General features: G+C 66.6%; 15 protein-coding genes. 14 read left to right on the top strand and 1 reads right to left on the bottom strand.

The window, feature by feature from the left end:
- Positions 1–100: 100 nt before the first annotated feature.
- The 13 genes from N5J73_RS03280 (at position 101) to N5J73_RS03220 (ending at position 12652) form a co-directional block, all read left to right on the top strand.
- Complete coding sequence (locus N5J73_RS03280; RefSeq protein WP_049448369.1) at positions 101–292, top strand: Flp family type IVb pilin; 192 nt, start codon at positions 101–103, stop codon at positions 290–292.
- Positions 293–359: 67 nt separating this feature from the next.
- A complete protein-coding gene (locus N5J73_RS03275; protein WP_049448367.1) occupies positions 360–905 on the top strand; it encodes a prepilin peptidase in 546 nt (181 codons plus the stop codon).
- Positions 902–1378, top strand: coding sequence for a TadE/TadG family type IV pilus assembly protein (locus tag N5J73_RS03270; RefSeq protein WP_049448365.1), 477 nt, complete (start codon positions 902–904; stop codon positions 1376–1378). Before N5J73_RS03275 ends, N5J73_RS03270 begins: the two co-directional genes overlap by 4 nt.
- A 23-nt stretch (positions 1379–1401) precedes the next feature.
- Positions 1402–2436 (top strand): Flp pilus assembly protein CpaB, encoded by a 1035-nt coding sequence (gene cpaB / locus N5J73_RS03265; RefSeq protein ID WP_049448363.1) that lies wholly within the window; start codon positions 1402–1404, stop codon positions 2434–2436.
- A gap of 17 nt (positions 2437–2453) precedes the next feature.
- On the top strand, positions 2454–3812 hold the full coding sequence (locus tag N5J73_RS03260) for a type II and III secretion system protein family protein (protein WP_279940568.1): 1359 nt from the start codon (positions 2454–2456) through the stop codon (positions 3810–3812).
- Positions 3813–3839: 27 nt separating this feature from the next.
- On the top strand, positions 3840–5096 hold the full coding sequence (locus N5J73_RS03255; RefSeq protein WP_049448359.1) for a fimbrial protein: 1257 nt from the start codon (positions 3840–3842) through the stop codon (positions 5094–5096).
- On the top strand, positions 5081–6430 hold the full coding sequence (locus N5J73_RS03250; RefSeq protein WP_049448358.1) for a CpaF family protein: 1350 nt from the start codon (positions 5081–5083) through the stop codon (positions 6428–6430). Before N5J73_RS03255 ends, N5J73_RS03250 begins: the two co-directional genes overlap by 16 nt.
- 2 nt (positions 6431–6432) lie before the next feature.
- Positions 6433–7389 carry a type II secretion system F family protein gene (locus N5J73_RS03245; RefSeq protein ID WP_099589687.1) on the top strand — a complete coding sequence of 319 codons (957 nt, stop codon included), beginning with the start codon at positions 6433–6435 and terminating at the stop codon, positions 7387–7389.
- 28 nt (positions 7390–7417) lie between these two features.
- A complete protein-coding gene (locus tag N5J73_RS03240; protein WP_049448353.1) occupies positions 7418–8356 on the top strand; it encodes a type II secretion system F family protein in 939 nt (312 codons plus the stop codon).
- Entirely contained in the window at positions 8356–9228 is an 873-nt protein-coding gene (locus N5J73_RS03235; RefSeq protein ID WP_049448352.1) for a Flp pilus assembly protein TadD, read from the top strand. The genes N5J73_RS03240 and N5J73_RS03235 overlap by 1 nt, the downstream gene beginning before the upstream one ends.
- Positions 9225–9680, top strand: a complete 456-nt coding sequence (locus N5J73_RS03230; protein ID WP_049448351.1) for a DUF3613 domain-containing protein — start codon at positions 9225–9227, stop codon at positions 9678–9680. Before N5J73_RS03235 ends, N5J73_RS03230 begins: the two co-directional genes overlap by 4 nt.
- A gap of 8 nt (positions 9681–9688) precedes the next feature.
- Entirely contained in the window at positions 9689–11839 is a 2151-nt protein-coding gene (locus N5J73_RS03225) for a TadG family pilus assembly protein (protein ID WP_049448350.1), read from the top strand.
- A gap of 99 nt (positions 11840–11938) precedes the next feature.
- Positions 11939–12652 carry a DUF2968 domain-containing protein gene (locus tag N5J73_RS03220; RefSeq protein ID WP_049448349.1) on the top strand — a complete coding sequence of 238 codons (714 nt, stop codon included), beginning with the start codon at positions 11939–11941 and terminating at the stop codon, positions 12650–12652.
- Between the two features lie 69 nt (positions 12653–12721).
- On the opposite strand, the gene N5J73_RS03215 is transcribed toward N5J73_RS03220, so the two are convergent.
- The gene (locus tag N5J73_RS03215; RefSeq protein ID WP_049448348.1) at positions 12722–13108 is read right to left on the bottom strand and encodes a hypothetical protein; all 387 of its coding nucleotides are present in this window, start codon (positions 13106–13108) and stop codon (positions 12722–12724) included.
- Positions 13109–13294: 186 nt separating this feature from the next.
- Between N5J73_RS03215 and N5J73_RS03210 the strand changes: the two genes are divergently transcribed.
- The coding region (locus N5J73_RS03210) for an alpha/beta hydrolase (protein WP_279940565.1) at positions 13295–14082 on the top strand (788 nt) is incomplete at its 3' end.

Genomic DNA, 14082 nt, shown 5'->3' with positions numbered 1-14082 from the left:
CCTCCGCCAGGATGCGCGGAGGCCCACGGACGATCCCGGCGGAGCCGGGCCACCGCCCAACAGGTGTCCTGTAGCAGACAGGTTGAGGGAGACAAAGGTCATGAACGCATCGATCCGCAAGTTCCTGAAGGAAGAAGACGGCGTAACCGCCCTTGAGTACGGGTTGCTGGCCGCGGTGATTGCCGGCGTCCTGATCGCGCTGGGCAGCACGCAGATCCAGACGTTCTTCAGCACGCTCTTCGAGAATCTCACCAAGCTTGCCAACAAGGCCTCGGGCACCACGCCTGCGTAAGCCGCGTCCCAGGTTGGATCAGGGACAGCAACTGCTGACCGTCCACTGACGGACGATGGAGTGTGTGATGACACTGCTGGGATTGTTGGCCATCGGTGTGTGCCTGCGGATCGCGATCAGCGATCTGTACGCCCGTCGGGTGCCCAATGCCTGGCTGCTGTCTGCATGCGCGATCACCGTTGTCCTGCTCATCGCCGGCCAGTTCAGTGCGCCGCGCCTGCCGTGGATTTCCCACGTTGCCGGCGCGGCGCTCGGCCTGGTCGCATTGCTGCCCTTCTATGCGCTGCGCTGGATGGGCGCCGGCGATGTGAAATTTTTTTCCGCACTGGGATTGATGCTTGGCTGGCAGGCGCTGCTGCCGATCTGGATCGCGGCCAGCATCGCAGCGGGGGTACATGCAGCGGTGGTGCTGGTGTCGCGCCGGCTGGGTCCAGTACTGCCCATTGGCCTGCAGGCCCAGATGATCCGGGCGAGTTCGCAATGGCATTCACACCCGGCGCTGCGCGGGATGCAAAGCGCTCGCCAGGGACGCCAAGGCATTCCCTACGCGGCCTACCTGGCAATGGCAGCCATCGGTTGGATCCTCTTCAGTACGTACGGAGGCCTGACATGAACATCCATCGTCCAAGGCTGCAACGGGGCGTGGTCAGCATTGAATTCGCGCTGATGCTGATGCTGGGCCTGCTGCCACTACTGCTGTTCACTTTCTCCGGCGTGATGATCATGGCGGCCCAGCAGACGCTGGCAACCGCCTCGGCCGAGGGTGCTCGCGCATCGCTGCGCTACGGCACTGACAATGAACGCCGTACAGCGGCCTGTGTTGCCGCGCGTGGTTCGATGCAGTGGCTGCTGAACTTCTCGGGTCAGCCCGTCGACTGCAGCAATGGGGGAAGCAACGCCGTCACGGTATCCGCGCAGGCGCCCTGTGCCGGCCTCGCCACGGTCCAATGCATCACCGTGACGGTCAGCTACGACTATGCCAGCCACCCCTTCCTGCCCGGCACCGCCACGCTCTACAAGTGGGTGATGAAGGCTCCCATCCGCAGCGTCGCCGTCGCCCAGCTCGACCTCGGCAGCGGCAACTGACGAACACTCAAGGAGACGGTTCCATGCTCAAGTTGACCCGCATCGCCGCCGTCGCCCTGATCGGGCTGGCCGTGCTGCTGGCCGTGGTTGCCTTGATGATCGGACGCAGGTCGGCAGCGCCTGCCTCGGTTGCCCCTGTTGCGCACAGCGAGGCCCAGGAAATCACCGTGGTCGAAGCCGTGGCGCGCCTGCCGGCCGGCGAACCGATCAGCGCCAATGGTGTGCGCCTTGCACAGCGAAGCACGCCGGTTGCCGGTGCCGCCACCAGCATGTCCGCGGTCGTCGGCAAGGTGCCGGTGCAGGATATCGCTGAAGGCACGGCGATCAGTGCCGGCAGTCTCGCACAGGGCTTCTCGCTGCAGCTGCGCGCGGGCGAACGTGCGCTGGCCGTACCGGTCGACGAGCTGGTGGGTGCCGGCAACCGCATCCTGCCGGGTGACTTCGTCGACGTGTTCCTCAACCTTCGCAATGCCCAGCCTAACGTCAACAGCCCAGGCGAAGCCGCGCAGACCCGCCTGCTGCTGTCACGCCTGAGAGTGCTCAGCTATGGCCAGCAGGACATTGCCCCAGCCAGCGATGCTGCGGTAGCCAGCAGTGAGGCCGACACCCGCAACGATCCACGCGCCGCCGACATCACCGGTAGCAGCAACCAGAGCACAGGCAGCGAGGCCACCCAGCCCGCACGCAGCGCGGTACTGGCGGTACCGGTGGCCGATGCCAACCGCCTGCTGCTGGGTGCGCAGCAGGGCAAGCTGTTCCTGGCCCTGCGCAACCCTGCCGATTCCGGCCAGCCCGATCTGGCGCTGTTCCCGCAGGCACGCGGGGTGATCGATCCGCTGCGTGGCCTGGATGCAGAACAGCAACTTGCGCTGCAACGGCCAGAAAATCACGCGTTCGCCGGCATCGACGGCGATGCACTGGCCGGTCGCAGCAGCACGCCCGCCCGCAACTACCCGGAAGCGCCCGCCCGCGCGCCGGCGCCGCGACGCAGCGCGCCACGCGCGCCGGGTATCGAGATCATCCGCGGTGACGGCTCCGCTCCCCGTGGTTCCCTATGACTGCATCGAGCGCATCCATGACCGAACGTCGCCACTGTCCACGTCCGTCCCCACGCCAGCGCTGGCTGGCCCTGCTGCTGGTGCTGCTGGCACCGGCGACGAGCGTGGCTGCCGACGACCTGGTACTGCAGGCACGTGAGCAGCGCCCCTGGACCCTGCCGGGCGATCTGGAGCGGGTCGCCATTGCCGATCCGGGCGTAGCCGATATCGTGGTGCTGCGCGGCCAGCGCCAGGCGCTGCTGGTCGGCAAGGCTCCGGGCACGACCACGTTGCTGCTCTGGCATCGCAAGCAGACCGAGCCACAGCGCCTGCAGGTACGGGTACAGAGTGCGGTACAGGGCGCCGCCGATGCAGGTGCGAACGGGCTGGTGTTCACCCAGCAGGACAACCAGGGCCTGCTGCAGGGGAGCACCGACAGTGTGCTGTCGCACATGCAGGAGCAGAAGCCCGCTGCCATGGCGCTGGGCAAGGACGGCATGCTCGCCGATGCCTCCACCGTCAACAGCGGCGGCGTGGTCCAGGTCGAGGTCAAGGTGGTCGAGTTCAACAAGACCGCGCTGAAGCAGATCGGCATCAGCTTCCAGAACCGGAATGGCAGCTTCGCCTATGGTTTCGCGCGGCCTGGCGGCCAGCTGCCGGGCAATACCGGCATCCTGCCAGGCATGAAGGAGGGCAACTCCGGCAATGAAGCCGAGTCGCCCATCTCGTCTGCGTTCCGCCTGGTGTTCGGCTCGACCAAGGGACTGTGGAACGCCGACGTGGACCTGCTGCAGAGCAACGGCATGGCCCGCGTGCTGGCCGAACCCACCCTGGTTGCGCTGTCCGGTCAGAGCGCCAGCTTCCTGGCCGGTGGCGAGCTGCCCATCCTGGAGCCACAGGGACTTGGCACCACCACCATTACCTACAAACCATTCGGCATCGGCCTGACCGTGACCCCGACGGTGTTGTCGCCCAACCGCATCGCGCTGAAGGTGGCGCCGGAAGCCAGCGATCTGGACTACAGCAATGCCATCGCGCTCAACGGCGTGCAGATTCCCTCGATCACCACCCGCCGCGCCGACACCACGGTCGAACTCGGCGACGGCGAGAGCTTCGTGATCGGTGGCCTGGTCAGCTCGAACGTCGTCTCCAACGTCGGCAAGATCCCCCTGCTGGGCGACCTGCCGATCATCGGCTCATTCTTCCGCAACTTCGACTACAAGCGCCAGGACAAGGAGCTGGTGATCATCGTTACGCCACGGCTGGTGCAGCCGTTGGCACGCAATACCGAGCTGCCGCTGCCTGGCGACCGCGAGGCCAAGCCGAACCTCCCCGAATGGGGCGCGTGGCTGCTTGGCCCGATCAGCCAGGACCCGGTACCCGGTTTCTCGCGCTGACTCCATGATGCCTGCGATACCACGCCCATGCCCTACGCCACCGCTCAGCCGCTGCATCCGCAAGGTCCACCGATGAACCTGGTCCTGTACGGAATGGATCGCGAACTGCTGCCCCGGCTGGCGGCCAAGCTGCCGCCGACCACCACCCTGCACTGGCAGGACAGCAGTGCGCCGACCTCCGCGCAGGACCTGCAACGCGGACCGCAGAGCCTGGTGCTGCTCGATTTCCGCCCAGAGCATGCGGCCGCGTCAAGCGTGCTTGCACAGCAGCTGCAGCAGACCGAGCCGGATCTGATGCTGGTTGCGGTCGGCGCCACCAGTCCCGGTCAGGTGGAAGGCGTGGTGATGGCCCTGCGCGTGGGACTGCGTGATGTGCTGGACCTGGACAGCGACAATACCGGCATCGAAGCAGCGCTGCGCCGGGCGCTGTCGCCACGGCCAGCCGCCGCCGCACAACATGCGCACAAGGCACGCTTGATCGTACTGCTGGGCGTCCGCGCCGGCGTCGGCACCAGTACCCTGGCCGCACACCTGTCGGTGCTGGCACAACAGACACGCGCACTCGCCCAGGGCGAAGCGCTGCACCAGGACGGCCTGCTGATGGAGCTGGCGCAGCCCTCCGGCGATCTGGCGCTGTACCTCAACCTGGACAGCCGTTTCCACTACGAAGACGCGCTGCGCAATGCCAGCCGCATCGATGCCACCCTCGCCCGCACCGCAATGGCACGCCACGATTCGGGGCTGGTGCTGCTGGACCGCGCCAGCGGCAGCGATGCGGTGCCACCGTCCGATCCCGGCGCATTGCTGCAGCGCCTGCGCGGCGTGTTTGCCAGCGTGCTGTGTGATGCCGGTGGCTGTCCGTTGCGGCAGCTGCCACCGCTGCTGCTGGACCAGGCGGACGAAATCTGGCTGGTCATCGACGCGTCGATCGCCACGCTGGTGTCGCTCGATCAGGCCCTGAAGCATCTGGCCGGTCAACGCGAGCGCGAGAAGCGCCTGCAGCTGGTGATCAACCGCCACGACGACAGCGGCGGCATGAGCCCCGAACAGATCGCGCGTCGCTTCGAAGTACCGCTGCTGGCCACGCTGCCCGAACGTCCGCGTGTGCGCCTCGCTGCCAGCCAGGGCCACCTGCTGTTGCAGGATGCACCGCGCGACCCATACCTGCGTGCCCTCGCCCCGCTCGTCTCGCGCCTGGATCCGGCCGCCTGCCCGGTCCAGGCACAGGGACTGCGGGAAAGACTCTCCCTTGCCCTGGGTGGATCGCAATGGAAGACAAGGTAACCCCGTTCCCGCATGCCGCCACCCGCCCGGTGCTGCCCGACACCGCGCCGGCGCACGTGCCGTTCGCGCAGACCGAGCAGTACCAGAAGGTGCTGTCGGCAGCGCATGAGCACTTGCTCAACAGCATCGAGGACGAGCGCATCGACATCGACTCCTGGGCACCGGACACCATCGCCCGATGGGTGCAGGTGCAGACCGTGGGATTCATCCAGGAATGGCGAATCCCGATCAACGAGGAGGAGATGCAGGTGGTTGCCGAAGGTCTGGTCAAGGAACTGACCGGCTTCGGCCCGCTCGACGACCTGCTGCACGATCCGTCCATCGAAGACATCCTGATCAATGGCTTCAGGGACGTGCATGTCTCGCAGGGCGGCCAGCTCAAGCGCGCCACCCAACGCTTCACCGACGATACCCACCTGCTGCGCATCCTGCGCCGCATCCTGGCCCCGCTCGGGCGTCGCCTGGATGACTCCAATCCGATGGTTGACGCGCGCCTGCCCAACGGCGGCCGCCTCAACGCGATCATCTCGCCGCTGGCGGTGGACGGACCGATGGTGTCCATCCGCAAGTTCCGCAAGGATCCGTTCACGCCTGACGAGCTGCTGGCCAAGGGCACCTTCGACGCACCGATGCAGGCACTGCTGAAGGCGATGGTGCTGGGCCGCTGCAACATCCTGGTCTCCGGTGGCACCAGCTCCGGCAAAACCTCCCTGCTCAATGCACTGGCCAGCTACGTGCCCCCGAATGAGCGCGTGATCACCGTCGAGGACACGGCCGAACTGTCGCTCAACCATCCGCACGTGGTGCGGCTCGAGAGCCGCATCGGCGGTGCCGAAGGCCAGGGTGCGGTCAGCATCCGCGACCTGGTCCGCAACAGCCTGCGCATGCGCCCGGACCGCATCGTGGTCGGCGAGGTACGCGGTGCCGAGGTGCTGGAAATGCTGCAGGCGATGAACACCGGCCATGACGGATCGATGGCCACCATCCATGCCAACTCGCCGCGCGACTGCCTGTACCGCATCGAGATGCTGGCCGGCTTCGCCGGCTTCCAGGGCAGCGAAGACAGCCTGCGCCGGCAGATCGCCAGTGCCATCGATTTCATCGTGCAGATCTCTCGATTGGGCAGCGGCCGTCGTGTATTGGTTTCGATCACCGAGATCACCGGCGTCAGCGACAACCTGATCACCACCCAGGAAATGTTCCGCCACGAGCTGCAGATCGACGGCAATGGCAAAGAGACCGATCGCTGGATCGGGCTGGGCTTCCATCCGCACTCGCACAAACTGGAGCCGTTCCGCCAGCAGCTGCGCGAGTCGCTGTACGGAGACTTCTGAACATGGGCACCGGCCTGCTGCTGGGCGTGTTGAGCATCATCTCGGTGCTGCTGGCGCTGGCGGTCTGGCTGTGGGGTACGGCCAGCAGCCGCGAACAACGTCAGGCATCGCTGCAGCATGCCGAGCAGCAGCTCGCACGTGGAAGTGCAGGCAGTGGCGCACCTGCCGGGCCATCCATCGCCGCTGCCAACGATCCGGCGCGAACGGCCAGCGGTGCACGCCGTGTGCTGCCGCTGGATGGCCTGCTGCAGCGTGCGGGCCTGCAGACCGGCTGGAAGCTTCCGATCATGCTGCTGGTGCCTGGACTGGTGCTTTCGGTCGTAGCGATGCTGCGGCTCGGCACCGCATGGATGTTCCCGCTGACCTTGCTGCTGTACCTGCTGGGCTGCTGGCTGTGGGTGATGCGGCGCACCTCGAAACTGCGCGCCCAGCTGCTGCATATGCTTCCCGACTTCCTGGACAACCTGGTACGGCTGACCGCACTGGGCAACAGTCTGCAGGCGGCGTTCCAGGTCGCGTCGATGCAGACCAGCGCGCCGCTGCGCGGGCTGCTGGATACCACGGTACGCTACGCGCGCAGCGGGATGGACCTGGACAGGGCGCTGGCACTGGCCGCACAGCCCTACCGGATGGACGTACTGAAAGTACTGTCGGTGGTGATCGGCGTCAGCGTGCGCATCGGCGGCCGCTCCGACCAGATCCTGCAGCGCATGGGTGATTTCATGCGCGACCTGGAACAAGCCCAGCAGGAACTGGCCGCGACCACCTCCGAGACCCGCATGTCGGCCTGGGTCCTCGGCTTGCTGCCACCGGCCTGCGCTGTGCTGATGGCGATCGCCAGCCCGGACTTCTTCCAGCCGGTGCTGCATGACCCGCTCGGCCACAAGATCCTGCTGATTGCACTGGGCCTGGAGCTTGTCGGTGGCTTCCTGCTGTATCGCCTGGCCAAGTCGCTATGAACCACCCCCGCCCCTGCGGAGACGACCGATGAGCGCCAGCGCGTGGTTCGCCCTCTCCCTGCTGGTGCTGGCCGCCGGTGTCGCCCTGCTCGGTATCGGCGGCTGGGTACGCAGCCATCGTGAGCACCGCACGTCAGCCACATTGAAGACGGCCCTGCAACCGCGGGAAGACGCCCGTGACAGCGAAACAGCGCCGCAGCGCGACTCTCTGGGCTGGCTGGAGCGTTTCGGCCGGGCGCTCAGCGGCGGTCGCCTCGAGGCCGCGTTGCTGACCAATGAAGACCGGCTGCTGCTGGACCTGGCCGGCTGGAACACCCGCCGCGGCACAGCCATCTACCTCGGCCTGCGCCTGCTGCTGGCCGTGCTGGTACTGGCCCTGGTGCTGACATTCAGCAGCGTCACAGGGCTGGCCAGGATCATGGTGATCATCGGCGCGCTGGCTGCCGGCCTGCTGCTGCCCAAGTTCATCCTGTCCGCCTGGGTGAAGCGACGCAGGCGCGCTGTCGAGAACGAATTGCCCCTGCTGATCGATCTGCTGCGCCTGCTGCAGGGCGTGGGCTTCAGCATGGACCAGAGCCTGCAGACGCTGGGCGACAAGCTGCGCGATGCACTGCCGGTCCTCGGTGGCGAACTGCAGGAGGCCAACGTCGCCTACACCCACGGCCGCACCCGCGCGCAGTCGCTGCGGCGCTTGAGCGAAGTCTATGCCTACGATGACCTGACCAGCCTGATGCAGTTGATCCTGCAGGTGCACGCACATGGCGGCGCGGTGCAGGAACCGCTACGGCAGTTCAGCATCCGGCTGCGCGAACAGCGCCGTAACACCCTGAAGGAAAAGGTCGGCAAGCTCTCGGTGAAGATGACCGTGGTGATGATGCTGACCCTGCTGCCAGCGCTGATGCTGGTCCTTGCCGGCCCGGCGCTGGTCGCGCTGGCCACCACCATGTCCAAGATGGGATCGCCCTGATGCCTGCCCTGCGCACCTCCTGCCTGCTGCTTGCCCTCGCCGCCGTCGCCAGCGGCTGCGCGTCAACCACGCCGAAGTACCTGCGCGCGCCCACCCTGGCCGCACCCGAGCCGGCACCGCAGGACAGCCGCAATGCCTACCTGGAGCTGATCGCGCGCATGCAGCTGCAGGGTGCCTGGTATGCCTCGCTGGCGCATGTGGATGCCTTCCGCCAACGCTACGGCGATCCACCGGCGCTGCGTCTGCTGCAGGCCGACGCGCTGCGCGAGACCGGGCAGGCCGATGCGGCCATCGCCCTGTACCGTGATCTTTCCAGCGGCCCACAGGCGGCGGCCGCCGCGCACGGCCTGGGCCTGATCGCCGCACGCCGTGATGACGATGCAGGCAGTGAAAAGGCACTGGCGCGGGCCACGCAGCTGCAGCCCTTGAATACCGACTATCTGGGAGACCTCGGCTACGCACGCCTGCGTGCCGGACAGTTCGATCAGGCACGTGAGCCGCTGGCCAAGGCCTTGGAGCTGTCCCCGGGCAACGCCAAGGCCACGGCCAACCTCGCCCTGTGGGCCGTGTTGCGCGGTGACACCGCCACCGCCCAGCGCCTGGCGCAGCAGGCCAGCCTCAACGAGGACACCCTTCGCAGCATCCAGCAGCAGGCCGCACAGATCCGCACCCGCCTGCAGCAACGACAGGCATCTGCAGCAGTGGCCGCCCCCGCGCCTGCCCGCACCGTCGCTGCTCCCGCGGCCAGCGCTGCACGGCTGGCCGTCGAGCCGCGTCGCGAGACCCGCGACGAGCGCGACCCGCAGCGCCTGCCGCCTTCGATGCTGGAACGCTTCAGCACCTCCGATCACCGGAACGGGAACACACCATGACCGCGATGCCCCTGACCCGAGGCCTGCTGCCTGTGCTGGCCTGCCTGTTGATTGCAGGCGTCGCGCAGGCGCAGCAACAGCCGTTGACCGGGCAGATGCTCGGCGGCAGCGGCCCCGCACCGGCCTCACGGCCGTTGCAGTCCGAGCCGCTGCCCACCGTGGATCTGTCCACACCTGCACCGCCGGAACCCGCCGCGATGCCGGCGGCGATCGCCGCCACTGATGCCACCACACCGGCGGTCCGCCCTGTACGCAGCCAGATCGGCGATACCACCCGTGGCCTGTTCCGCCTGCAGGCTTCGGGGCAGCAGGCCGGGCAGCGCCTGCCGATCCTTGGCGACCAGGCCACGTTGAGCTATGCCCGCTACATCAAGAGTTTCGAACACGAGATCCCGGACTTCTTTGAAGCCGATGTCGCCAAGTCCAAGGGAACATCCTCATCCGGACGCTGAGGTAGGCCATGAAACGCCCACGCCAGTTCAGTTTCAGCCGCGCACGCGGCGGCATGTCGGTCACCATGATGCTGGTCATGCTGGCGTTGCTGGCGATGCTGGGCCTGATTGAAATCGGCTATCTGTTCTGGGCCAAGCGCGATGCGCAGAAGGTTGCCGACCTGGCCGCTCTGGCCGGCGCGCAGCGACTGGAGTTGTGCACCTCGGACAACAGCGACAACAGTGCTGCCCGGCAGAGCGCACTCACCCAGAACAGGTTTGCGGGGAGCCTGCAGATCCACTGCGGCAACTGGAGCGCCACACGCGCCACCGCGAACCGCTTCGTCACCACCGTCGATGCCGCCAACCCGCGCAATGCAGTACAGGTTGTCGCCGAGCGCAGTGTGCTTCCCTTCTTCGGCCAGAACACCAGCCTGCCGACCGTCAGCGCACAGGCTGTTGCCCGCCGGTCGGAGCCCACGGCAGTGTTCGCGGTGGGCTCGCAGCTGCTGCGCACCAACGGCAACTCGGTGCTGCTGTCGACACTGCGCATGATCGGCCTGGATGTCACCAATGCGACCGTGCTCTCCTATGACGGTCTGGCCCAGGCCAACATCACCCCGTCGGGCCTGCTCAAGGCGCTCAACATCCCGGTCACCGCCAATCTCAGCGTGGCCGACTTCAACCGCCTGCTGTCGGTCAACAAGATCTCACTGGCACAGCTGGTCGATGCCACCGCCACCGTGGTCGGTCGCGATACCACCGTCGGCGTGCAGCTGCGCGCCCTGTCCGATCTGGTCGCCACCCAGTTGGACATCAACAAGCTCAACATCGTGCTGGGCAGCCAGTCCGGGGGTGGCGGTCTGTTCGCCGAGGTCGTTTCGCCGGATGGCACGGTCGGCAGCGCACTGGAAACCAAGGTCAACGTGCTCAACCTGATCAGCACCGCCATTTCCATCGCCAATGACGGCAATGGCGTTGCGGTGAAGGGGCTGGACCTGCTGGGGATCAACATCCAGGCCGGCGTGGTGGAGCCGCCCTCGATCGCCATCGGTGGCGTCGGCACGCGCGCGTACAACGCCCAGGTGCGCCTGCTGGTGGACGTGGACAGCAATAATCTGTTCGCACTTGGGCCGCTGCTGAATCTGCTCGGCACGCGCCTGCATCTGCCGCTGCATGTCGATGTCGCCAACGCGATGGGTACGCTGACCGGTATCCAGTGCGGCGCCAGTCCACCCAAGGCCACCATCCAGGTCGATTCGTCGGTGCTGCGCGCGTGTGTCGGCAATGTCGACCCGGCGCAACGCTTCTCCAAGAACAATGTCTGCGACGCCACCCTGAAGAACGAGCAGTTGCTGAAACTGCTCGGGCAACCCTTGATCAATGACAAGATCACCCTGCCCGCCCTGACCAGCTCGCAGAACCTGACTCTGGCCGCCGGCGAGACCGCATCGACCCGGATCAACCCGCTGGCAGTAGGCAACGCGGTGTCGGATCTGGTCAATGAACTGCTGCGCGTGCTGTCAGGCATGCTCAGTTCACCCAAGCAGGGCATGAGCGCCAACGACACGGCCAAGGCCCTGGCCGACCGTTATCTACTGGCGGCCTTTCCCAGTGGCGGGCGCTACAACGTCGATCAGGTCATCCCGTTGCTACGTGATGGTGACCCGGCACGGAACCTCGCGCCGCTGGGCAACTGGACGGTGAAGAATGGCGTGCCCAAGCCCTGCCTGCTGGGCCTGACCACCTGTTGGGAAGACGGTTCGGTGTGGACCGGCTACAGGACGACCGTCACCGGACAGGGGCTGGGCTTGCTCGACGGCCTGCTCGGATCGCTGGTCGGCGGCCTGCTGATCAACCGCTGCGACAGCCTGCTCGGCAACTTGATCGACTACAACGGCTGTGTGCGCAACAACCTGGCGTCGTACATCCAGACCGCACCGGCCGGCTTCCTCGATGGTGCGGGGGGAACGGGCGTCACCAACCCCGACGGCAGCGTCACCTGCAGTGGCCTGCTGTGCACGCTGCTCAAGCCGATCCTGTCCGCTTTGCGTCCGGTCCTCAACAGCGTCGGCACCCTGCTGACCAACCTGCTGGCCAGCGTGCTGGGCCTGGAGCTGGGCCGCACCGATGTCAACGTGCAGTCGATCCAGTGCAGCGCGGCGCAGCTGGTCTACTGACCCGTGACCGGCGCCCTTGGCGGCGCCCGCGCGCATGCTAGACTCCCGGCGGGGAACCACCTTCATCTCAACCCACACTCATCCGTGGATGGTCTAGACATGCGAGAAACTTCAGGGGGCGCGGTCTTCGCCCGGCACGCGCGCGGCGCGGCACTGCTGGCCGTGGCCATGATGCTGGTGGCACCGGCGGCGATGGCTGCCCGTGGCGATCGCGAAGCAGCCGCAGAGCCGGCCGCGCGCACCGCACCGGTGGTGCGCAACACCGTTGATGAGCTCAAGCAGCTGATGGATGCGCGCCAGCTGACCGAGCTGCGCACCACCTACAACGGCAACTACGGCGCCAGCCTGCTGTTCAATGCCAACACCCTGACCTACTACGTCGCCCTGTTCCAGGAGAAGAACTTCTGGCGGGTGATCAAGACCGACGCCGTCGACAACGCCGAGCGTGTCTACCGCACCTTCGCGCAGCAGTCCGAGCAGTTGGCCCAGGTCTACATCGACACCACGCGCCTGGAAGCCGGCAAGCGCTATACCGAGCGCCTGGTGGCCTACAACGAGGAACGCCTGCGCACCCTGCAGCAGGAAATGGAACAGCAGCAGGCACAGTCGGCCCAGGTCAGTGCTGCCCTGCAGCAGGCCCAGCAGCAGGCGGTCAGCCTGAGCAGCGATGTGCAGAGCACCAACAGCCAGCTGGATTCCCTGCAGCGCCGCATCCAGATCCTGCAGGCCGAACAGGGCAACCCGGAGCTGAGCCTGCCCAAGCCGGACAGCGTGCCCTCGCCGGCACCGGCGTCGGCCAGCGACGGTCGCTGAGATCCGGCACCTGGCATCTGCTGACAACGGCGCCATTGGGCGCCGTTGTCGCTTCTGGCACTCCTGGATTCAGCGGCACGCGTCGTACACCGCGTCATCCAGCTGCCGCCGCTGTACGAAGTCCAGGCGTTTGGCCCTGGCGAGGACCTTCCCGCGTTGCTGCCGCGCACGCTCACAGGCGGTGGGATCCGTGCTGATGGGTATCAGCGCAGCCCGCGCACGCCCCTGCTGCACCACGCGCGCACGTCTTGGGGTCGGGCTCGCCGCCTTGGCCGCCGTCGCACCTGTTGAGGGCGGTTCCGCCGGCACCTCCCAACGCCATTCCGCACGCCCCTGGCACGGCGTCTGCTGATAGACCGGATGCGGCCCGTCCACGCATTTGTAGACGTTGGTCTGAGCATGCGCCCCCGTGGCCAGCAGCAGGCACCACAACAAGCGCCAACACGCATTCGACATTACAGGCTCCTCGACAGGGCTGCCGCCATCCTCGATGCCGGAACGGCTTCGTGCCAGAGCGATACGCGTCACATCTGGTGCAATCCAGCACAGCCGTGCAAGTCGTCGGCCTGGCGCTGCGCTGTACTGCCGGAGGCACCGGCATGACTGCCAGCGCCTTCCCTCCCTTCCGCCAAGGAACCTGCAATGAGCAACTTCGTCACCGTCGCCGACGGCGCCCGCATCTTCTACAAGGATTGGGGTACCGGCCAGCCGATCGTGTTCGCCCACGGCTGGCCGCTGTCGTCCGATGCCTGGGACCCGCAGATGCTGTTCATGGGCCAGAACGGCTTCCGCGTAATCGCCCACGACCGTCGCAGCCATGGCCGCTCCAGCCAGACCTGGGACGGCAACAACATGGACACCTACGCCGATGACCTGGCCGCGGTGATCGAGACGCTGGACCTGAAGGACGCGATCCTGGTCGGCCATTCCACCGGTGGCGGCGAAGTGGCCCACTACATTGGTCGCCATGGCAGCCAGCGCGTGGCCAAGGTGGTGCTGGTCGGCGCCGTGCCGCCGCTGATGCTGAAGACCGATGCCAACCCGGCCGGCACCCCGTTGGAGGTCTTCGATGGCATCCGCAAGGGCACCGGTGGCGATCGTTCGCAGTTCTTCAAGGACCTGACCACGCCGTTCTTCGGTGCCAACCGCGACGGCAACACCGTTACCCAGGGCATGCGTGATGCGTTCTGGCTGCAGGGAATGCTCGGTGGCGTCAAGGGTCAGTACGACTGCGTGCACGAGTTCTCAGAAGTGGATTACACCGAGGACCTGAAGAAGATCGATGTGCCGGCTTTGGTCGTGCACGGTGATGACGACCAGATCGTGCCGTTCGATGCCTCGGCCAAGCTGTCTTCGCAGATCATCAAGGACGCCGAGTTGAAGGTGTACCCCGGTGCGCCGCACGGCCTGACCATCACCCACGCCGACCA

It is taken from the genome of Stenotrophomonas sp. GD03654, from assembly GCF_029845105.1.
In the GTDB taxonomy this organism is placed as follows: Bacteria; Pseudomonadota; Gammaproteobacteria; order Xanthomonadales; family Xanthomonadaceae; genus Stenotrophomonas; species Stenotrophomonas africana.
The sequence above is the reverse complement of the archived record's forward strand: the minus strand, read 5'-3'. Positions and strand labels throughout refer to the sequence as shown.

What these genes read in the sequence shown, in the direction of transcription:
- N5J73_RS03225 (WP_049448350.1), top strand. Translation starts at nt 9,689, where the DNA reads ATGAAACGCCCACGCCAGTTCAGTTTCAGCCGCGCACGCGGCGGCATG.
- N5J73_RS03270 (WP_049448365.1), top strand. Translation starts at nt 902, where the DNA reads ATGAACATCCATCGTCCAAGGCTGCAACGGGGCGTGGTCAGCATTGAA.
- N5J73_RS03235 (WP_049448352.1), top strand. Translation starts at nt 8,356, where the DNA reads ATGCCTGCCCTGCGCACCTCCTGCCTGCTGCTTGCCCTCGCCGCCGTC.
- N5J73_RS03230 (WP_049448351.1), top strand. Translation starts at nt 9,225, where the DNA reads ATGACCGCGATGCCCCTGACCCGAGGCCTGCTGCCTGTGCTGGCCTGC.
- N5J73_RS03255 (WP_049448359.1), top strand. Translation starts at nt 3,840, where the DNA reads ATGCCCTACGCCACCGCTCAGCCGCTGCATCCGCAAGGTCCACCGATG.
- N5J73_RS03250 (WP_049448358.1), top strand. Translation starts at nt 5,081, where the DNA reads ATGGAAGACAAGGTAACCCCGTTCCCGCATGCCGCCACCCGCCCGGTG.
- N5J73_RS03240 (WP_049448353.1), top strand. Translation starts at nt 7,418, where the DNA reads ATGAGCGCCAGCGCGTGGTTCGCCCTCTCCCTGCTGGTGCTGGCCGCC.
- N5J73_RS03275 (WP_049448367.1), top strand. Translation starts at nt 360, where the DNA reads ATGACACTGCTGGGATTGTTGGCCATCGGTGTGTGCCTGCGGATCGCG.
- N5J73_RS03280 (WP_049448369.1), top strand. Translation starts at nt 101, where the DNA reads ATGAACGCATCGATCCGCAAGTTCCTGAAGGAAGAAGACGGCGTAACC.
- N5J73_RS03215 (WP_049448348.1), bottom strand. Translation starts at nt 13,108, where the DNA reads ATGTCGAATGCGTGTTGGCGCTTGTTGTGGTGCCTGCTGCTGGCCACG.
- N5J73_RS03220 (WP_049448349.1), top strand. Translation starts at nt 11,939, where the DNA reads ATGCGAGAAACTTCAGGGGGCGCGGTCTTCGCCCGGCACGCGCGCGGC.
- N5J73_RS03260 (WP_279940568.1), top strand. Translation starts at nt 2,454, where the DNA reads ATGACCGAACGTCGCCACTGTCCACGTCCGTCCCCACGCCAGCGCTGG.
- cpaB (WP_049448363.1), top strand. Translation starts at nt 1,402, where the DNA reads ATGCTCAAGTTGACCCGCATCGCCGCCGTCGCCCTGATCGGGCTGGCC.
- N5J73_RS03245 (WP_099589687.1), top strand. Translation starts at nt 6,433, where the DNA reads ATGGGCACCGGCCTGCTGCTGGGCGTGTTGAGCATCATCTCGGTGCTG.